Raw genomic sequence first — 19,196 nt, 5'->3', positions numbered from 1 at the left:
CTAAATTGAAAGTTTCATTGTATAAAAAAGAAGGAGAGCACCCGCGTCTCCTCCTCTTTATATTATTCGTTCTCTTTTGCTGATGCTGTTTCTTCAGCGTATGGTCGATTTTTATTGTTAATGTAATGAACAACAAACGTTCCAAGGAAGGCAAGCACGATAATACCAAAGAAAGCAACGTGCGGGATTTCAATATGGAACACGCTTAAGAACATTTTCACTGAGATGATTGCAATTAATACAAACGCTGTATTTTCCATTTCAGGAACTCTTTCAATCAACTTCAGAAATACACCCGCTACTGTTCTCATAAGAAGAATACCAATCATACCTCCGAGTAACAGTACCCATACTTGTTCTGAAATAGCTAGTGCAGCTAAAATACTATCAGCAGAAAACGCAATATCCATTAATTCTACTGAAATAACAGTTGCCCAAAATAAACCAAAGGTTCGAACAAGCCAGGTATCCTTTTTCATACCCTCCGTACCTTCTTCTTCACCTTTACTTCTAAAGTGTTGAATTACAATCCACGCAAGGTATGCGGCACCAAATACTTTGATCCACCAAAATTTAATAAGATACATACCAATACCAATAAATAAGAATCGGAAAAAATATGCCCCTATTAACCCATAGGTTAGCGCTTTTCTACGTTTTTCTGGTGGAAGGTGTTTAACCATAACGGCAAGTACTAGTGCGTTATCAGCTGATAGCAGCCCTTCTAAAAGCACCAGCGTACCGATAAGTCCCCATGAAACAGGGTCAGTTAAAACTTCTCCCCACATTTCCCAATCAAAGAAAGAGGCATATGTGTTTAGAATTTCTTGTAAGATTTCCACTTGATGTTTCCTCCTAATGTCAACTAGCTAAGCCTTAAACCTCAAGGCCATAATTTTTACAAAGGGATGCAAGTCCACCTGAGAACCCGCTACCTATTGCATTGAATTTCCATTCGTTACCGTGTCGATATAGTTCACAAACGACGACGGCTGTTTCAATTGAAAAATCTTCGCCAAGGTCAAATCGCAATAGCTCTTCTCCAGAAGATTCATCCGCAAGACGAACAAATGCGTTTGATACTTGTCCAAAGTTCTGGTGGCGTGTTTCAGCATCATGTATCGTGACGGTGATCCCAATTTTATCAACATACGCAGGAATTTTTGAGAAGTCGACGATCAGTTGTTCATCATCTCCATCACCTTCACCTGTTCGGTTATCACCTGTATGAATGACTGATTTACTTGGATGCTCTAAGTTGTTATAAAAAATAAAATCCAGATCGTCCTGACAACGATTATTTGCATCAACTAAAAATGCCGATGCATCTAGATCAAAGTCAGAGCCTCCCTGGTATTTGTTCGTGTCCCAACCAAGCCCAATAAGTCCTTTAACGAGTCCTGGATTAGTCTTTGTTAAATCAATTCTCTGTCCTTTAGATAGTTGAATTCCCAATGTGATCCCCCAATTCGCGTTTATATTGGAATGGCAAGAGGGAGGCATCCCTCTTGCCAAAAAAGAAGAGTTTATCCGACTTGTAAACCAAAGTCAGTTGCGATTCTAGCAAGTCCTCCCTGATAACCAGATCCTACTGCAGAGAATTTCCATTCGCCGTTATGACGGTAAAGTTCTCCAACAATAATCGCTGTTTCAATCGAGAAATCTTCTCCAAGATCATAACGAATGAGCTCTTCGTTTGAATCTTCATTTAGGATGCGTACAAATGCATTAGATACTTGTCCGAAATTTTGATTACGCGCTTCAGCATCATGTATCGTAATGACGAAAGAAATTTTCTCAATTTCAGCTGGAACATCATGAAGATGAACTTTTACTTGTTCGTCATCTCCTTCTCCTTCACCAGTACGGTTATCGCCTGTATGAACAACCGAACCGCCGCCACCTTCTGTTTGATTATAGAAAACAAAATCTTTATCAGAAGAACACTTACCAGTGCTGTCTAATAGGAAGATACTTGCGTCAAGGTCAAAGTCATTTCCGCCATCGTATTTATTTGTGTCCCATCCAAGTCCTACAATAACCTTTGATAGACCTGGATTTGTTTTTGTTAAATCTACTTTTTGTCCTTTAGATAATGATACAGCCATGCTCGTCAACCCCTTTAGAATTTTAGTAGTTTAATATTTTTTTGCAATGTCGCTTAAGCCAGCATCGTTCGTTCCATTACCAATCGCGGCAAATTTCCATTCACTGCCGTGGCGATAGATTTCTGCTACAAAGAGGCTTGTCTTACCAGAATAGTTATCTGTGAGATTAAATTTAATCATTTCTTCTTGATTCGACTGGTTTACTACGCGAATAAACGCATTTTGAATCATACCAAAATCCTGTTTGCGTTTCACAGCATCATAGATATTTACTACAAAAACGAGTTTTGTAATACGCTGTGGCACCTTACTGAGATCAACCATAATTTGCTCGTCATCACCGTCTCCAGCACCAGTCAGGTTGTCACCAGTATGATTGATACTTCCGCATGCGCTTTTTAAGTTACCGAAGTAAATTAAATCTTTTTTAGAAGTTAATTTGTCGTCCTCGAGCATAAGGAGAGAAGCATCACAGTCAACGTTAGCGCCGCCGCTTCCGCCTCCAAAAAGACCGCCTAGAAGACCACCTTTCTTTTGCTCAACTGGATCCCAACCAAGGCCAACCATAATTTTCGATAAGCCGGCATTTCCTTTTGTTAAGTCAATTCGTTGACCTTTCTGCAAAGAAATTGTCAAATCGTTTCACTCCTGTTAGTAGATTTAAGTTAAATATGAGATGGTGCGTGTTAAGTTTAATAGTTAACTGCCTATTCTGTAATACGTGCCTAGATTCAGAAAGTTTCATGTTTCAACAAAAAAATTGTTTTTAACTAGAAAAATGAATTCTTTCTATTTAAAACTAACATATTTTCAGCTAAAATGAATCCTTTAACCATTGAGCAACAACGATAAAATGAAAAGATTTTGTCGATTCTGTTAACATAGGGAACTAGCTACTTACTGAATAACTCTTTTATCCTTTGCTTCCTCCAACCAATCAGGAAATTCATTTAGAAGATTATTGTACAACACTTCATCACTTGTCCGGTCAATATCTCCTATATGGAAGAAGTTGGCGTTATCAATGAACCGTCCCGTCATTGTGTCCAATTTCTCAAGTACATCGAAGTTTGAATCTCCTATACCAATAAACTGCCAAAAAAGAGGTTGGTCTGAAGATTCGACAATGGCTTTCTTAATTCCACGTTTACAGCCCCCATCATTAATAAATACAATGAACACGGGCTCTTTCGATGGATCTTCTTCTACGTATTTACTAATGACATCTTCCATAACGAGAGGTTCATCATTTCGACCAAATTTATGAACGAGATCGTTCGAAAGAATTTGACGATCCACGTAACCTTCGAAATCAAATTCTGTTACAGGCTTTAATCGACTAAACTCATTATCGTATACCCATACATCTAGTGAACCATCATCATCGAATTGACTTGCGACTGCAAGAACTCGCTCGACGACTTTTTGAACGACGCCTTCTTTGTATAGTTTCCGCATTGAACCACTAATATCAAGGACAAGACCTACTCTAGCTACAACTTGATCTAAATTCTTTTTCTTCAAAATAATACCAGCGTTTTTCTTCATTAATGTAATACTCATCAGAGTGCCTCCTTTAAATTAAGAAAGAATAACTTCTTTTTCTATATGGCTAGCGCGAATACCCATTTCTGGATTTAAATTAAGGAACGGATCACCACCATTTTGCAACAGTTTAATCGCTTCGTACGGGATGTTTACGCCCGATAAGCAGCTAATATTTAATCCCCCAGCCATCCTTGGGTTAATTTCAAGAAGCTTTGGAATTCCATTGCTGAACTTAACTTGAATATTTGATATGTAATCAATGTTATATTCCTTGTGTATAGCTCGTGCAATCTCTAGTAGCTCTTCATTGTTCTCAAGTTCTCTTACTCTTCCCCCAACTTTCTTACGAGGGATAGCAAGATGCAGCTCTCCATCATACGCAAGACAATCGATGCTATACTCATAACCATCTAAGTACTCTAAGACCATTAATTCTGGGAACGAATCTTTTTGACTTAAAATAGAGCAAGCATGCTCAATTGAAATTCTTCTAGATATCCCACCCGTAAGAAGTTCTTCAATCGTTTCCTGCCCCTCACTAATAACCCGAAAGCCATTGGCGCCTTCACCTATCACAGGTTTAAAACAGACAGTATGACCTTTTTTACGAAGATGATGATAAGCTTTTTTGAATTCTTCTACATTGGTAACAACTGCGTAATCTGGAATAGGAACGAGCGATGTCTTTTTCTCTGCTTCCTTTGTAAGAATGGATTGGTACATAGCCGCTTTATTATCCATAAGAGCCATTAATTCTGCGTCACATACGAGAACTTTTACACCGATGCTGTGGAATTTCGAAAGGTTTTTCGAGATGAGGACATTTTCTTTACGAGGTATGAACAAATCGATGTTCTTTTCAGCACAAACTTGTAGACAATACGCAACGTACGCATCGCCACTAATATCAGGTTCAACAAAAGAATGATCGCAATACTGTAAATACAAAGCATCTTCGTTCGGGTGTGAACCATACACTTCAAATTCTGCTCCATCTTCGTTTTGTCGAATTAACTCTATGTAATGTGCCACAGTAGTAAACCATCTATTAAACCAAATTTTTGTCATGTTTGACTCCTTCTTTGCTGTGAAAGTTGTTTCTTAATTCAGCTAATACAGTTAGCTTAACATGAATACTTATCTCGAGATTTCACTCTCCCCGTTTATCATTTCATTCCAAATTTAAACATTCGACAGGTTTCGAAATTCTCCTCTATACGGCAAAAAATAAAGTGCGAACCTTTATTAGGTCCACACTCTATTCTTAATTAAACGTTTATTTAATTTCTAAGCTTGATCTGGCGGTGACAGGCACTAATTCAGACTTCCAATAAATTCATCAACTACTCGATTAAACTTATCAGCTTCTTCTATAAACGGACAGTGACAGCTTTCTTCAAACAATTCAAGTTTCGAGTTAGGGATCGCTCGATTTAAGTGCTCCCCTGCTGCTACTGGGATGAGCTTTTCTTCTTTTCCAAAACACAATAGCGTTGGTTTCGTTATTTGGTTTAAATAAGGGCGGCAGTCAATGATGGATTGATCGAAAAGAATCGCGCTTGCAATGGAAGCAGGCATTTTGGTTGTCTCTGCTAACATCCACTCGAGCTCAGATTCAGACAAATCTTTTTTAAACATCAGTGGAATGAATCCTTGAAGCAATCCTTTTTGATCCGATTGAATCTCTCTCATCATTCCGGTGAGTGCCGGTAGATCAAATGCGCCTATTTCAAAATCTGGCCACTTAAAATCCGATGCTAGCTCATCAACAATAACTGTCCCCTTCACGTTATCCTCACCGAACTGCTGCAAGTATTCCCATATTACAAATGCCCCCATTGACCATCCAACTAGCATTACGTCCTTAAGATGAAGCTGGTCAATAAATTTCTTCAGATCACGAGCATAGTTTGCCACTGTGTGCCCTGTTTGAACGTGTGAGGATTGGCCATGACCTCTTAAATCTAGAGAAATCGCACGATACTTTTGTCTAAAGTACGGAAGCTGCTTTTTGAAAAAGCGGCTACTCATCCAAACGCCATGAATGAAAATCACAGGCTGCCCCATACCAACATCTTCATAATAAAGCTCTACATCATCTTTAATATTCAAAAATGGCATTGTTACCCCTCCTATAAATAAGAAATAATTGCCGTTAATCCTGATCGTATAGCTAACTCGTATTTATCACGAGCATCATACGATACGTATGCAAGAACCTCTTCTTTTATCCATATATTGCTCGACAGCATTCGAGCCCGTTCGGGTGGTGACAGGCACTACCTATGCTAGAATATGAGGGAGAACATAATACAAATGTGAAGGAGGAGTTACAATGGGTATTTTAAGTGGATTTATGGGGAACGCTTCAACGATGAAGAAAGAAGATGTGCAAAAAGAGCTATCTACCATTCTTTCAGAAACAGAAGAGGTGAATGCTGCATTTAAGCTTGTGAGGGATTTAATCGTCTTTACAGATAAACGTCTTTTGTTTGTGGACAAGCAAGGCATGACAGGTAAGAAAGTGGAATATCATTCTGTTCTATACAAGAGCATTTCGCACTTCAGCATTGAAACGGCAGGACACTTTGATCTTGATGCAGAGCTTAAAATCTGGATTTCCAGTTCACAGGCTCCTACCTTCTCGAAGCAGTTTAAGAAGGATGATAGCATCTACACGATTCAAAAGATCCTTACTGAACTTTGTGGATAATGTATTACAATCCTAAAAAAAATTCAAAGAAGCTAGCGAACCTTAGGTCACTAGCTTCTTTGTTCAGTTTTCAATATTCATAAATTTATAAAGTAAGGTTGCTTTATTACTTGGACAACACATTTACGATTTTAGCTATGGCCCAATCAAGATCTTCTCTTGAAATGATAAGCGGTGGCGCAAATCGGATCACCGTATCATGCGTTTCCTTACATAAAAGCCCTTCTTCTTTTAACTTTTCGCAGTAAGGTCTTGCTGGCTTTGTTAATTCAACTCCGATAAATAATCCTTTACCGCGTACTTCTTTAATTAGAGGGTTATCGATTTCCTTTAATTTTTCTTGAAAATAGTTTCCAAGCTCGAGTGACCGCTGAGCTAACTGTTCGTCTTCTAAAACTTCAAGAGCAGCAACGGAAACGGCACAGCCAAGCGGATTCCCACCAAATGTGGATCCGTGTGAGCCAGGATTAAAGACACCAAGAATCTCTTCATTAGCAGCAATACATGAGATTGGGAAGACGCCTCCGCCTAGCGCTTTTCCAAGAATGTAAATATCCGGCTCAACATTTTCCCAATCGCACGCAAATGTTTTACCCGAGCGCCCAAGACCAGCTTGAATTTCATCTGCAACGTAAAGCACATTATTTTCTTTACAAACATCATAAGCTTCCTTTAAAAAGCCTTCTGGAGGAATGACAATCCCTGCTTCTCCTTGAATCGGTTCAAATAGGAAAGCAGCTGTATTTGGTGTAATGGCATTTCGTAGCGCATCAATATCACCGTATGGAATCAATTTAATTCCCGGTAACATTGGACCAAATCCTCTCTGGTATTCAGCCTCAGAAGAGAGAGATACAGCCGCCATTGTACGTCCATGGAAATTTCCGACACATGCAATAATTTCAGCCTGATTTTCTGAAACGCCTTTCACATCATAAGCCCAGCGTCGCACCGTTTTAATAGCGGTTTCCACTGCTTCTGCCCCAGTGTTCATTGGAAGAACTTTTGCTTTATTTGTTAGTTTTGCTACCTTCTCATAAAACGGAGCCAATTGGTCGTTATGAAAAGCTCGGGATGTTAATGTAATGCTATCTGCCTGGTCCTTTAAGGCTTGAATAATTTTCGGATGACGGTGTCCTTGATTAACTGCTGAATAAGCACTCAACATATCCATATATCGGTTACCTTCAGGGTCTTTCACCCACACCCCTTCTGCATCCGTAATAACAATTGGAAGCGGGTTATAGTTATTCGCTCCAAATTGGGTTGTTTTTTCAATCACATTCTCAGTCGTTGTTTGTGTCTTCATGTTCTTCCTCCTTTAAAAGTTCGCCTCACCTAGAGGAGCAAAAAGAACTTCGCTCTCCCTCTCCTTAGTAACAAGCAAGTTTTATGCCAACTTTTTAAAACGATTAAATCTTAGGAAGGACGGGGATTATTCAATTTCACCATGCAAAACCTCTTTGCATACAATTGATTTATTTTGCATGTGTGTGCAAAATAATATTGCAATCCATGTACTTCCATACATACAATAGCGGTAGTAACAAAGGAGGTACGTAACTTGGATAATGAAACGGAGAACGATTGGAAAGCACTTAAAACTATGAATCATGTATACAAAAAAATCATCGATGAAATCGACGTCGGCGTTCATGTGATTGATGAAAAAGGCAAAACGATCATTTATAATCCTAAAATGATGCAAATTGAAGCCATGGATCGTCAGGATGTTGTTGATAAATATTTATTAGATGTCTTTATGTTCTCAGCGAATGAGAGCAGCACGCTTGTTAAGGCACTTCAAAAAGGCATCGAAACGTCGAATGTGAAGCAAACGTATTTCAATAATAAAGGGAAGGAAATCACAACAATTAACAACTCATTTCCTATTTTAGAAAATGGAACTATTAAAGGCGCTGTCGAGATTTCTAACGACGTAACAAAGCTTGAACGGTTAATTCGTGACAATATGAATCGAAAAGGAAACACTCGATTCACATTCGATAGCATTATTGGAGATAGTCTTGCCATTCAAGAAGTGATTGAGAATACAAAACGAAGCACACGAACATCGTCGTCTGTTTTGATCGTTGGGGAAACCGGAACAGGAAAAGAATTATTTGCTCAAAGCATCCACAATGGTAGCCACCGTTCTTCCGCTCCGTTTATTTCGCAAAACTGTGCTGCCTTACCTGATAATTTGATTGAAAGCCTTCTGTTCGGTACGAAGCGAGGCGCATTTACAGGAGCAACTGAGCGACCAGGCTTATTTGAACAAGCAGAAGGCGGGACGTTATTACTTGATGAAATTAATTCTTTAAGTATGAATTTACAAGCGAAACTATTGAGAGTCCTACAGGAAAAAACAATTCGGCGCATTGGTGACACAGAAGATAAGGCCATTGACGTTAGAATCATCGCTACAATGAACGAAGATCCCATTGAAGCCATTGCGAAGGAACGAATGCGTAAAGACTTATATTACCGACTTGGGGTTGTGACTCTATTTATCCCTCCACTTAGAGAAAGGAAAGAGGACATCTCTTTATTAGTGGATTCGTTTATCTCAAAATATAACGATCTCTTTCAAATGGATGTTAAAGGAGTAGATACGGAAGTCTCTGAATCATTTCAAGCTTACGACTGGCCAGGGAATGTACGAGAATTAGAACATATTATTGAAGGGGCAATGAATTTAATGATGAGCGAAGACATCATACACTATTCTCATTTGCCCATTCAGTATCGAAATAAATCGCCATTACAAAAAGAAAGGCATTTGATTGAGGCTCATCAACTTACCATTCATCATTCCAGTCAACCCATCCCATTGAAAGAACAAATGGAAAAATCTGAAAAAGTTTATATCCAAAAGGTGCTTCAAGAAAATAAAAACAATATATCAAAAACCGCAAAAGTGTTAGGTCTAAGTAGACAAAGCTTGCAGTATCGGTTAAGGAAATTTGATATTCAAACGTAAAAATAAGAGGCTAGATGAAATCGTAGCTTATGTGTGAGTGATTCGCCTTCTCTCTTCCATCCATTTTATCTCTTCATTAAAACACGTATAATAAGAAGTAACCGCTTTATCATTCGACAGAATTTGACTTAAACCGGGTGGTGACAGGCACCACAAAGACCAGAAAGGAGCTTTCCCTCATGTTCGAACTCTTGCTTACGATGCTAGAGCGACTTGGCATTATCGTCACAATTGCGTTTGTGCTAACCCGCTTTCGCTTCTTCCGAGATATGATATACAGCGATCAGCTTGCTCGTAAGCAGCAGTATGTTGCGATTGGCTTCTTTGGTTTCTTTGGGATCATCGGAACATATACAGGATTAACATTTAGTACAGATTCACTCCAATTTAATTCATGGCCACTTGAAGTTTCTTCTGACGAAGCCATCGCGAATTCAAGAGTAATCGGAGTCGTTCTTGCTGGACTTCTTGGTGGAAAGAGGGTTGGATTTGGTGCAGGGCTAATTGCAGGGATTCATCGCTATATGCTTGGTGGATTTACAGCAGTAGCTTGTGGACTTGCCTCCATTATTGCTGGACTTATCGCTGGCTCTCTACACAAACGAAACCGTCATGTAAAACTTCGATCAGCCTTTATGATCGGTGCAGGTGCAGAAGCCGTTCAAATGCTCATTATCTTGCTTCTTTCAAAACCGTTTCAAAATGCCATGGCTCTTGTAGAAGTGATCGGAATTCCAATGATTCTCGCAAACGGAATTGGCTGTGCTCTCTTCCTCCTTATCATAAAAAATGTTGTAAACGAGGAAGAAAAAGCTGGTGCGCTTCAGGCACAGAAAACCCTTCGTATCGCAGATCAAACACTTGGTTATCTAAGACAAGGGCTTTCTGAGACTTCAGCTCATGAAGTCTGTCAGATTCTTCATCGAGAAATTGAAGGTAGCGCAGTAGCGATAACGGATCGTACACACATTTTAAGTCACGTTGGCCTTGCGAACGACCATCATCAATCAGGACACGAGATTCAAACGACCATTACAAAAGACGTGATTCATAAAGGTGAAATTGTTATAGCAAATGATCAAACCATTCACTGTGCTGAGAAGAATTGTCCGCTCGGAGCAGCCATTATTGCTCCCCTTAAACAGCGAGGTAAAACAATCGGCACGCTAAAATTCTATTTCCGATCGGAAAAAGAGATCACCCATATTATTACTGAGCTCGTTCTCGGTCTCAGCAATCTTCTTAGTAATCAGTTAGAAATAGCTGAAGCGGATAAAGCCTATCAGCTCGCAAAAGAAGCCGAAATCAAAGCATTACAAGCACAAATCAGTCCGCACTTTCTTTTTAATTCACTGAATACAATTATTTCGTTAATTCGTATTGAACCTGATAAAGCACGTAAATTACTCGTTTCCCTTTCACACTTTTTAAGACAAAATTTATCTGGTACTACAGCGAACATGACCTCGCTTAACCAGGAGTTAAAACACGTGAAAGCCTACCTTGAAGTGGAAGAAGCACGATTTGTAGACAGACTAACCGTTAAATATACAATCGATGAAAGTGTATTATCCGTCCAATTACCTCCACTCACGTTACAGCCGATTGTTGAGAATGCTATTAAACATGGTATCAAAAATAAGGAAAACGATTGTCTTGTTGAAATTACAATTGCTCAAAATCCAAACGGGGTTACTGTTTGCGTAACTGATAACGGTGAAGGGATTTCCCCTGATCGTTTACCAGAGCTTGGTAGAGTACACGTGTCGTCAGAAATTGGTACAGGGCTTGGCCTCTATAACGTTAATCGTCGCCTAACAATGCTATTTGGAAGCGAAGCAAGCCTTGCCATTCATAGCGAGCCTTGCAACGGTACAACCATTTGCTTTTTGATTCCACTAATGGAGGACTAATAGATGAACGAAATGAAATGTTTAATCGTGGATGATGAACGATACAGCCGCCAGGAACTCGTTCATTTACTCTCACATTTTAAGTCGATAAATGTGATCGGTGAGGCTGATTCAGGTGAAACAGCAGTGATCAAAGCACTTCAACTTCAACCAGATGTTGTTTTTCTTGATGTTGAGATGCCCAAAATGAATGGGATGGAAGCAGCAAAAGCCTTATTGGAACTTAAGAAATCTCCTCTAATCGTTTTTGCGACCGCTTATCCTGAATTTGCTGCAGAAGCTTTTCGATATGAAGCGATTGACTATCTTCTGAAACCCTATGATGAAGAACAGCTTCATCAAACCGTACAACGTCTAGAGAAGTTGATGCAAGTATCTACTAAAGAAGAACCTCCGCCAAAGAAAGGCAAGCTCTCAGTTGAACTAGAAGGTGAGATTCATTACCTCGATCCCAATGATATCCTCTTTATTTTTCGCGATGAAAAAGTCTCACGGATCGTTGTAAAAAATGGCGAGTACGAAGTGAAGATGGCGCTAAAAGAACTTGAAAGCCGACTATCCTCCTTTTCGTTTTTTAGAATTCATAAAGGATATCTTGTTAATCTTCACTACGTGACGCGCCTGACCCCATGGTTTAATGGTGCTTATCAGCTTGAATTAGAAGGTGTTCGAGAAAAGCTTTCTGTAAGTCGTAATTATGTAAAAGCACTACGTACAGAACTTGAATTGTAATTCCGAGTGCATTTCAGTCTTTCATACAAACATCTCAATCCAACTTTCAGACATGTTAGAGCGGAATTAGTCCATTCCTCCCTCTCATCTCTTATACTTTATGTAAACGCATACATTGTACGGAAAGGGATGATTTCATGTATACATTTCTAGCAGGAATTGCACTTCTTATTATTGGTTATTTTACTTATGGAAAATTTGTTGAGAAAATTTTTGGCATTAAGGAAGCACGTCAAACCCCCGCCTATACGCATCAGGATGGCGTCGATTACCTTCCAATGAACACGAAGAAGAACTCCTTGATTCAATTATTGAACATTGCAGGAGTTGGTCCAATCTTCGGACCGATTCTTGGTGCACTCTACGGGCCAGTCGCTTTTCTCTGGATCGTATTTGGCTGTATTTTCGCAGGAGCTGTTCACGATTACCTTACAGGAATGATCTCCATTCGTAACAGGGGCGCTCACTTACCTGAACTTGCTGGAAAGTTTCTTGGAACAGTGATGAAGCACGTTGTGAATGCTTTCGCTGTGCTACTTCTCCTCCTAACAGGAACGGTGTTTGTCACAGCACCAGCTGGACTATTGAACAACTTAATGAACGGCTGGGCAACAATGGGTCTTATTCTAGGAGCAATTTTTGTTTACTATATCCTAGCTACATTGTTACCGATTGATAAAATCATTGGACGCTTTTATCCGATTTTTGGTGCACTTCTTCTTATTAGCGCACTCGGCGTTGGTGCTGGACTTGTGTTCACTGGCGCACCGATTCCTGAAATCACGCTAAGTAATTTCCACCCTGACAATGCACCAGTCTTTCCATTACTATTCTTAACAATTTCTTGTGGCGCACTTTCTGGATTTCACGCTACACAAACGCCAATCATTTCACGCACAACGCAAAATGAAAAACAAGGTCGCAACATTTTCTACGGAATGATGATTGCAGAAGGTGTCATTGCGATGATTTGGGCTGCTGCTGCTATGAGCTTATTCAATGGACCGGTTGGGTTAAATGAACTGCTTGCTAATGGTGGACCGGCTGCGATTGTAAGTGAAGCTTCTACTCTCATGCTAGGTGCGATCGGTGGAACGCTTGCCATTCTTGGTGTTATCGTCCTTCCAATCACGTCCGGCGATACGGCCTTCAGAAGTGCTCGTATGATTATTGCAGACTACTTTAATTACTCACAGCGTAAAGTAACAAATCGCCTCTGGATCGCACTACCGCTATTCGTTGTCGCATTTGGGCTTACGAAAATTGATTTTACCCTTCTATGGAGATACTTCTCATGGGCTAACCAGTCTACAGCGATGATTGCCTTATGGGTTGGTGCAATGTACTTGTTTATTGCAAAGAAAAACTACTGGATTGCCATGATCCCAGCAATTTTTATCACAATGGCAACGACAACTTACATTCTTAATGCACCAATCGGCTTTCGGTTACCAATGAATGTCGCCTACATCGGCGCAACCATCATTACGATCGCCGTTATTGTAGCTTTCTTCTACTCTGCTCGCAAGCAACGCGCTGCCAACATTCCACTAGAAATCGATATCTCCGGTTGGGATAAGGATAGCGTTGCTTAAAGGGATACATTGAACAGAGAATCCCCTTTGACGGATAGCGTATTAAACCGAAAAGGTGTGATGATATGGGCTGCTGCCAATCGAAAGATAAAACGACTCTTGAAGAGGAAGAAGAACGTATTAATGAGAAGGGAAAAGAACAGCTCCCTCTCTTTGGAAAAGTGATTCTTAGCGTTTTGTTTCTTTGCGGAATTGCGCTAATCACCTATTTATGAAATTTTAAAAAGGGAGCGAGATCGAATCCATGATCTCGCTCCCTTTTTACTACTCAATCGAAAGATGCCGAACTCTTTCAGGGTTATACTCATTTAGCCAATCATTCGCTTCTTGAATAAGCCATTTCCCATACTGATCCAAAAAGTGAGTAATCTCTTCTCTTGAGGATGTAGGAAATACAGCGTATGTTAAGGCTTGTTTCATATAAGACTCTTTATGTGGATAAAAATTACTAAACAGCTTATAAGCTGGATAAAGGTCTCTTGTATACTTTGGATCTTTCTCCATCACAAGCGCGAGACCGCTCCGGACAATGATTTTCATAATCCATCCGCAGCAATCCGCTATATCTTCACTATCTTCATTTCCAACAAGCTCGCTTTTTGCCTGAACGATGTGGTTTTCTAGCTGAATCAGATGATCATTTGCAAGAGCTCTATGTGGCTTGAACCTAGGAATAGCTTTTGCCACATCTTTTCCATAAACACAGAGACTGGACGTTTTCAGCATGAATGGAATGATTGAAAAGGAAGTTAACCCCTCTAACTCTTTAGCTGAATAGAAACTTATCTCACACCCATTTAACCATGGAAATTCATCAACTAATTGTTGATTCAATAATTCAGCTACTTGCTCATTCCCGTTCTCTGTTAAAACAATGAGATCCAGATCAGACACACCTTCTATTCCTTTCCCCTTTGGCACTGATCCTCTTAAATAAATACTGCTTAAAGGCATAGCTATAGTTAAAATCTCCACAGCACGATCGATCGCGTTTCGATAGTTTCTATTGATTTTCTCCCAGGACGTATCATTTACAAGGTACCCCTTATGATCGACTTGATAGAAAGACCCAATTTGTTTAATACCGTCCATTTCATCCCTCCTTCTTTCTATCCTTATCATAGCTACTTTATTCCTTTTACAAAAGAGCCGTTATTTTGTTTCAGCTCCATTCCTGTCCAAACCCCATCTATCTGAATTTCATAAAGTAATAATGCACGATCTAAGAGTTTCCCGACTCTTACATTTAACAAGAAAAGAGGAATAACATGTCTTATCACGACGAATTCACTAAAAACGCTGGTAGGTGTATAGCCATTCGCTGTCATGATGGCAAAACGCATTACGGTTACATCGATCATTGTGACCGCGACAATGTCTATCTTCGACCAATGGATGGCCAAAACGATGGTCCAGGCTTTGGAAGCTACTTCTTTTTCGGAGCGGCTCTCATTGCAGTCGGTCTTGCCTCCATCGCCGCTTATAGCTGGTCACCTTTCTTTTTCTGGTAAAAAGCAAAACGCTCAGATTTTGAGCGTTTTTTTACATAGACTTCTCATGTAATCATATTTATTTTACCTTATAAAATTAATTTTTCATGTAAACCTTTTCATGTGATCTTTGTCACATATGAGCAATTAAATCCACGTTATATTATGTATGTGAAAGACATCACATACAATAGATTGGTGGAATTAATATGAAAAACGAACGATATACAACTAGAGTTGCTGTCATTGGAACTGGATTTGTTGGGACAAGCTATGCTTTCGCCTTATTAAATCAAGAAGTAGTAAATGAAATGGTGCTCATTGACTTAAATAAAGAAAAAGCTGAAGGAGAAGCAAGAGATTTAAATCACGGGATGCCGTTTGGATCAGCTATGAGAATTTGGGCAGGGGATTATGAAGACTGTCGAGATGCTGACATTGTCGTAATTACAGCCGGCGCAAATCAGAAACCTGGGGAAACGAGACTTGATCTTGTTGAAAAGAATGTAAACATCTTCAGGGGAATTGTTACTGCCGTTATGGAGAGTGGTTTTGACGGACTATTCATCGTTGCAACGAATCCAGTAGATATCCTCTCTTATGCTACATGGAAATTCTCTGGTCTACCGATGGAACGCGTTATTGGTTCTGGTACGATTCTTGATACCGCAAGACTTCGTTACTTAATCGGCGATCATTTCAAGGTCGATTCTAGAAATGTACATGCTTATATCCTCGGCGAGCATGGCGATACGGAGCTTCCAGTATGGAGCCACGCTACCATTAGTAGCCGCCCAGTAACGAAAATGCTATCAGAAGAAGAGTTGCCAGTACTTGACGAGATTTTCACGAACGTCCGCGACGCAGCTTACCACATTATTCATCGGAAAGGCGCAACTTATTACGGTATTGCAATGGGACTTGTACGTCTGACCAAAGCGATTCTAAGGAACGAAAGCTCTATCCTAACGATCTCAACATTGATGCAAGGTGAATATGGTCTTAATGACATCTATATTGGCGCACCTGCCATTATCGACAGAAACGGTATTCGAGAAATTGTAGAGCTTGATCTCACAGAGACCGAGATGAAACAACTGCATCATTCTGCAAGGACGTTACGCGAAGCAATGAAACCCTGTTTTGAGACGGTTAAATGAATACCTACTATAACGCTTAAGAGGTGATCCCCATGGAAACATGGACACAAGTATATGACCCATTTAATAACATCTGGCTATCCGCTTTTATTGCTCTTATTCCGATTATCTTTTTCTTTCTTGCTCTTACCGCTTTTCGAATGAAAGGGCATATCGCTGCTACTGTTACAGTGATGCTCGCTATAGTGATTGCGATCCTCTTCTATGATATGCCTATTACGATGGTTGCAGCGACTACTGGTTACGGATTTGCATTTGGCTTATGGCCAATCTCTTACATCGTTATTGGTGCTGTCTATCTTTATAAACTTTCTGTAAAAAGTGGGCAATTCGATATTATCAGGAGTTCCATTGTATCCATTACAGATGACAAACGAATCCAAATGTTGCTCGTCGCCTTTTCATTTAATGCGTTTCTTGAAGGCGCAGCTGGTTTTGGAGCACCGATTGCGATTACAGCCGCTCTTCTTGTAGGACTTGGATTCGAACCACTTAAAGCAGCGGGCCTTTGTTTAATCGCCAATACAGCTAGTGGAGCATTTGGAGCAATGGGCATCCCTGTCATTGTTGCCGGTCAAGTGAGCGGGCTCGCTCCACTGGAAATTGGTCAATTTCTTGGCACGTCTCTTCCATTTATCTCTTTCACAATTCCATTCCTACTCGTCGTCATTATGGATGGTATGAAAGGCTTGAAAGAAGTATGGCCAGCAGCTCTTGTAGCCGGTAGTACTTATGCCATTACACAATGGGCGACAGTAACTTTTATTGGACCAGAGCTGCCTAATATTACGTCTTCTATCGTTAGTTTAGTAGCCGTAGCTGTATTCGTGAAGATTTGGCATCCAAAAATGCAGCAAAACCATACGATTGACCCAGTTGAAGCACAGCTTGCTGTTTCTCTTGATCCAGAAGCTCAGCTAACAGCTGGACGAATTTTAAAAGCATGGTCTCCGTTCATTGCTTTAACAGCAATGGTCACAATTTGGAGTCTAAAACCTTTCAAGAATTTATTTGTAGAAGGGGGATTACTTGAAACAACGATCCTTCAGATTCCTGTACCCGGACTCCATAATCTCGTTATTAAAACAGCACCAATTGTAAGTGAACCTACACCATATGGGGCGATGTTGAAACTTGATCTTCTTTCAGCAACAGGAACATCCATCTTCATCGCTGCGGTCCTATCTATTTTCATTCTTAGAATGAGTCCTAAAGCAGCGCTAGAAGCTTTTGTTGAAACAATAAAAGAACTTCAAAAGCCCGTACTTACAATTATGATGGTGCTAGGATTTGCCTTCATTGCAAATTATAGTGGCATGAGCTCTACATTAGGTCTAGCTCTTGCTGCAAGCGGAGGTGTCTTCCCATTCCTTTCTCCACTCCTAGGATGGCTTGGCGTATTCTTAACTGGTTCTGTTACGTCTAACAATGCTTTATTCGGGAACTTGCAACAAATTACTGCTCAACAAATTGCTGTTCTTCCAATGGTTCTCGTTGCTGCGAATACTGCAGGTGGCGTGATGGCAAAAATGCTATCTCCTCAGTCTATCGCTGTTGCAACAGGTGCGGTTGGCCTAGTAGGACGAGAAGGAGATCTCTTCCGTTTCACTCTTAAATATAGCTTCGTCTTTTTACTCATCACCGGGGGCATCACATTTGCGCAAGCGATTTTCATAAGTTAACGATTTAATTAGGAGTCAAGAAGCTGACTCCTATTTTTTATGCTTCATTAAATTTAGACGCTAATTTTAAAGACATGTCCACACCATTCACTCAGTTTGTCCATATACTGCTATCAGAAGATGGCTTTTGAGGAGTGAAATGGATGGGTTGTTTTATTAGAGGACCAGTGATCATTACAAATAATAGCGGAACGGTAGTTCAATGTGCACACACGATCTCCCCAATCTCCGTAAGTAATACGGTTAGTGGATCCGGTGGGGGCAATACAGGATCATTTATGATTGTAAATAATTTTTATAGCGTTGCAAAAGGAATAAAGTCCGGACAATAGGCATCATTATCCTTTTTATGAAGTAAAGCCAATCGATTAACGATTGGTTTTTTCAATTCCTAACGTAATGAAAGTGTCAGGAGATATGCGATAATGAAGAGGACTCTAATCCAATCTGAGAGGTGGTAAGTAACATGGAGAAATTTTTCTACGGAGAGAACGAAAATCAATTTGGCGAACTACGACTTCCAGAAGGAGAAGGACCTTTCCCCGTGGCAATCGTTATTCACGGCGGCTTTTGGAGAAAACCGTTCACACTCGAGATCATGAGAAAAGTGGCGGAAGATTTAACAGCGAGTGGATTTGCCACGTGGAACATTGAATACCGTCGAACGGGACAAGAAGGCGGAGGTTATCCTGGAACACTTACAGATGCTGCAAAAGCAACTGACTACATAAGAACACTTGCAGAATCCTATCCGCTCGATCTAAACAAAGTGGTTACGATTGGACATTCAGCTGGGGGCCATCTTGCTACATGGATTGCTGCGCGTCACCGTATAGATAAGAATAGTGAGTTATTCATTACGGACACCCCTCTTCCTATTCACGGAGTGGTTAGCCTTGCAGGTGTGAACGATCTTGAAATGATGCATGGTGTTCATGAGTACAGAGATCAAGTTCTCTCTCTTGAACCAAATAACCCTACCGCAGAACTACTAGGTGGTTCGCCTAGAGAATATCCAGAGCGCTACAAAAATGCTTCCCCTGTGGAACTTCTTCCGCTTGGTGTGCAACAAATTCTCGTTCATGGTGCGCTAGACATTAATGTTCCGATCGGGATTAGTGATTACTACCAGCGCGAAGCTGAAGGCGAAGGCGATTTTGTTAAACTTATCGAACTCCCCTCAGCAGAACACTTTGTGCTGACCGATACGAATTCATTTGCATGGGAAACAATTAAGGAAGAACTTTCACTTTTAGTCGAATATTAAAATAA

At 40.2% G+C, this 19,196-nt stretch carries 20 protein-coding genes; 11 read left to right on the top strand and 9 right to left on the bottom strand.

The genetic code is table 11. The features are described from left to right. Positions 1-62: 62 nt before the first annotated feature. From AC0VYV_RS02055 to AC0VYV_RS02025, 7 genes are all read right to left on the bottom strand, one after another. Positions 63-788 (bottom strand): TerC family protein, encoded by a 726-nt coding sequence (locus AC0VYV_RS02055; RefSeq protein WP_306558473.1) that lies wholly within the window; start codon positions 786-788, stop codon positions 63-65. An 88-nt stretch (positions 789-876) separates the two neighbouring features. After that, on the bottom strand, positions 877-1,455 hold the full coding sequence (locus AC0VYV_RS02050; protein WP_475374396.1) for a TerD family protein: 579 nt from the start codon (positions 1,453-1,455) through the stop codon (positions 877-879). A 71-nt stretch (positions 1,456-1,526) separates the two neighbouring features. Further along, positions 1,527-2,108 (bottom strand): TerD family protein, encoded by a 582-nt coding sequence (locus AC0VYV_RS02045; RefSeq protein WP_194222367.1) that lies wholly within the window; start codon positions 2,106-2,108, stop codon positions 1,527-1,529. Positions 2,109-2,138: 30 nt separating this feature from the next. Further along, a complete protein-coding gene (locus AC0VYV_RS02040; RefSeq protein ID WP_475366408.1) occupies positions 2,139-2,744 on the bottom strand; it encodes a TerD family protein in 606 nt (201 codons plus the stop codon). Between the two features lie 261 nt (positions 2,745-3,005). Continuing rightward, positions 3,006-3,674: a vWA domain-containing protein gene (locus AC0VYV_RS02035; protein ID WP_475367443.1), complete on the bottom strand. Its 669-nt coding sequence runs from the start codon at positions 3,672-3,674 to the stop codon at positions 3,006-3,008. A gap of 15 nt (positions 3,675-3,689) precedes the next feature. Further along, positions 3,690-4,724 carry an ATP-grasp domain-containing protein gene (locus AC0VYV_RS02030; protein ID WP_475374395.1) on the bottom strand — a complete coding sequence of 345 codons (1,035 nt, stop codon included), beginning with the start codon at positions 4,722-4,724 and terminating at the stop codon, positions 3,690-3,692. A 246-nt stretch (positions 4,725-4,970) separates the two neighbouring features. Next, entirely contained in the window at positions 4,971-5,777 is an 807-nt protein-coding gene (locus AC0VYV_RS02025; protein WP_475373218.1) for an alpha/beta fold hydrolase, read from the bottom strand. Between the two features lie 214 nt (positions 5,778-5,991). On the opposite strand from AC0VYV_RS02025, the gene AC0VYV_RS02020 reads away from it, so the two are divergent. Next, entirely contained in the window at positions 5,992-6,369 is a 378-nt protein-coding gene (locus AC0VYV_RS02020; RefSeq protein WP_194222382.1) for a PH domain-containing protein, read from the top strand. Positions 6,370-6,475: 106 nt separating this feature from the next. Here AC0VYV_RS02020 and AC0VYV_RS02015 read toward each other — a convergent pair whose 3' ends face one another. Continuing rightward, the gene (locus tag AC0VYV_RS02015; RefSeq protein WP_475374394.1) at positions 6,476-7,678 is read right to left on the bottom strand and encodes an ornithine--oxo-acid transaminase; all 1,203 of its coding nucleotides are present in this window, start codon (positions 7,676-7,678) and stop codon (positions 6,476-6,478) included. Between the two features lie 297 nt (positions 7,679-7,975). Here AC0VYV_RS02015 and AC0VYV_RS02010 point away from each other — a divergent pair, with 297 nt between their 5' ends. From AC0VYV_RS02010 to AC0VYV_RS01990, 5 genes are all read left to right on the top strand, one after another. Then, the gene (locus AC0VYV_RS02010; protein ID WP_475374874.1) at positions 7,976-9,352 is read left to right on the top strand and encodes a sigma-54 interaction domain-containing protein; all 1,377 of its coding nucleotides are present in this window, start codon (positions 7,976-7,978) and stop codon (positions 9,350-9,352) included. Positions 9,353-9,531: 179 nt separating this feature from the next. Continuing rightward, positions 9,532-11,265, top strand: a complete 1,734-nt coding sequence (locus AC0VYV_RS02005; RefSeq protein ID WP_475374393.1) for a LytS/YhcK type 5TM receptor domain-containing protein — start codon at positions 9,532-9,534, stop codon at positions 11,263-11,265. A gap of 3 nt (positions 11,266-11,268) precedes the next feature. Then, positions 11,269-11,997, top strand: a complete 729-nt coding sequence (locus AC0VYV_RS02000; RefSeq protein ID WP_283153128.1) for a LytR/AlgR family response regulator transcription factor — start codon at positions 11,269-11,271, stop codon at positions 11,995-11,997. Between the two features lie 137 nt (positions 11,998-12,134). After that, complete coding sequence (locus AC0VYV_RS01995) at positions 12,135-13,592, top strand: carbon starvation CstA family protein (RefSeq protein ID WP_475374392.1); 1,458 nt, start codon at positions 12,135-12,137, stop codon at positions 13,590-13,592. Between the two features lie 65 nt (positions 13,593-13,657). Continuing rightward, on the top strand, positions 13,658-13,807 hold the full coding sequence (locus AC0VYV_RS01990) for a hypothetical protein (protein WP_283153130.1): 150 nt from the start codon (positions 13,658-13,660) through the stop codon (positions 13,805-13,807). 49 nt (positions 13,808-13,856) lie between these two features. Here the strand turns inward: AC0VYV_RS01990 and AC0VYV_RS01985 are convergent, their stop codons facing one another. Continuing rightward, complete coding sequence (locus AC0VYV_RS01985) at positions 13,857-14,684, bottom strand: nucleotidyltransferase (protein WP_475374391.1); 828 nt, start codon at positions 14,682-14,684, stop codon at positions 13,857-13,859. 176 nt (positions 14,685-14,860) lie between these two features. Between AC0VYV_RS01985 and AC0VYV_RS01980 the strand changes: the two genes are divergently transcribed. The 5 genes from AC0VYV_RS01980 to AC0VYV_RS01960 all read left to right on the top strand — a co-directional run bounded on the left by AC0VYV_RS01980 (position 14,861) and on the right by AC0VYV_RS01960 (position 19,191). Further along, positions 14,861-15,103: a hypothetical protein gene (locus AC0VYV_RS01980; RefSeq protein WP_475366400.1), complete on the top strand. Its 243-nt coding sequence runs from the start codon at positions 14,861-14,863 to the stop codon at positions 15,101-15,103. Between the two features lie 188 nt (positions 15,104-15,291). Continuing rightward, positions 15,292-16,242 (top strand): L-lactate dehydrogenase, encoded by a 951-nt coding sequence (locus AC0VYV_RS01975; RefSeq protein ID WP_475366399.1) that lies wholly within the window; start codon positions 15,292-15,294, stop codon positions 16,240-16,242. A 32-nt stretch (positions 16,243-16,274) separates the two neighbouring features. Further along, positions 16,275-17,924 carry a lactate permease LctP family transporter gene (locus AC0VYV_RS01970; RefSeq protein WP_475374390.1) on the top strand — a complete coding sequence of 550 codons (1,650 nt, stop codon included), beginning with the start codon at positions 16,275-16,277 and terminating at the stop codon, positions 17,922-17,924. 143 nt (positions 17,925-18,067) lie between these two features. Next, complete coding sequence (locus AC0VYV_RS01965) at positions 18,068-18,256, top strand: spore germination protein (RefSeq protein ID WP_194222395.1); 189 nt, start codon at positions 18,068-18,070, stop codon at positions 18,254-18,256. 134 nt (positions 18,257-18,390) lie between these two features. After that, complete coding sequence (locus AC0VYV_RS01960) at positions 18,391-19,191, top strand: alpha/beta hydrolase family protein (RefSeq protein ID WP_475374389.1); 801 nt, start codon at positions 18,391-18,393, stop codon at positions 19,189-19,191. Positions 19,192-19,196: the final 5 nt, after the last annotated feature.

The sequence above is a fragment of the Anaerobacillus sp. QJM3NY_17 genome (assembly GCF_056173665.1).
Note: the sequence above shows the minus strand (reverse complement) of the source record. Positions and strands in the feature narration are given on the sequence as shown.

Bases quoted from the DNA above. Each gene is read 5' to 3' on its own strand.
- AC0VYV_RS02010 (WP_475374874.1), top strand. From the start codon at position 7,976: ATGAATCATGTATACAAAAAAATCATCGATGAAATCGACGTCGGCGTT.
- AC0VYV_RS01985 (WP_475374391.1), bottom strand. From the start codon at position 14,684: ATGGACGGTATTAAACAAATTGGGTCTTTCTATCAAGTCGATCATAAG.
- AC0VYV_RS01960 (WP_475374389.1), top strand. From the start codon at position 18,391: ATGGAGAAATTTTTCTACGGAGAGAACGAAAATCAATTTGGCGAACTA.
- AC0VYV_RS02020 (WP_194222382.1), top strand. From the start codon at position 5,992: ATGGGTATTTTAAGTGGATTTATGGGGAACGCTTCAACGATGAAGAAA.
- AC0VYV_RS01975 (WP_475366399.1), top strand. From the start codon at position 15,292: ATGAAAAACGAACGATATACAACTAGAGTTGCTGTCATTGGAACTGGA.
- AC0VYV_RS01990 (WP_283153130.1), top strand. From the start codon at position 13,658: ATGGGCTGCTGCCAATCGAAAGATAAAACGACTCTTGAAGAGGAAGAA.
- AC0VYV_RS02015 (WP_475374394.1), bottom strand. From the start codon at position 7,678: ATGAAGACACAAACAACGACTGAGAATGTGATTGAAAAAACAACCCAA.
- AC0VYV_RS01970 (WP_475374390.1), top strand. From the start codon at position 16,275: ATGGAAACATGGACACAAGTATATGACCCATTTAATAACATCTGGCTA.
- AC0VYV_RS01965 (WP_194222395.1), top strand. From the start codon at position 18,068: ATGGGTTGTTTTATTAGAGGACCAGTGATCATTACAAATAATAGCGGA.
- AC0VYV_RS01995 (WP_475374392.1), top strand. From the start codon at position 12,135: ATGTATACATTTCTAGCAGGAATTGCACTTCTTATTATTGGTTATTTT.
- AC0VYV_RS02025 (WP_475373218.1), bottom strand. From the start codon at position 5,777: ATGCCATTTTTGAATATTAAAGATGATGTAGAGCTTTATTATGAAGAT.
- AC0VYV_RS02005 (WP_475374393.1), top strand. From the start codon at position 9,532: ATGTTCGAACTCTTGCTTACGATGCTAGAGCGACTTGGCATTATCGTC.
- AC0VYV_RS02045 (WP_194222367.1), bottom strand. From the start codon at position 2,108: ATGGCTGTATCATTATCTAAAGGACAAAAAGTAGATTTAACAAAAACA.
- AC0VYV_RS02000 (WP_283153128.1), top strand. From the start codon at position 11,269: ATGAACGAAATGAAATGTTTAATCGTGGATGATGAACGATACAGCCGC.
- AC0VYV_RS01980 (WP_475366400.1), top strand. From the start codon at position 14,861: ATGTCTTATCACGACGAATTCACTAAAAACGCTGGTAGGTGTATAGCC.
- AC0VYV_RS02030 (WP_475374395.1), bottom strand. From the start codon at position 4,724: ATGACAAAAATTTGGTTTAATAGATGGTTTACTACTGTGGCACATTAC.
- AC0VYV_RS02055 (WP_306558473.1), bottom strand. From the start codon at position 788: ATGTGGGGAGAAGTTTTAACTGACCCTGTTTCATGGGGACTTATCGGT.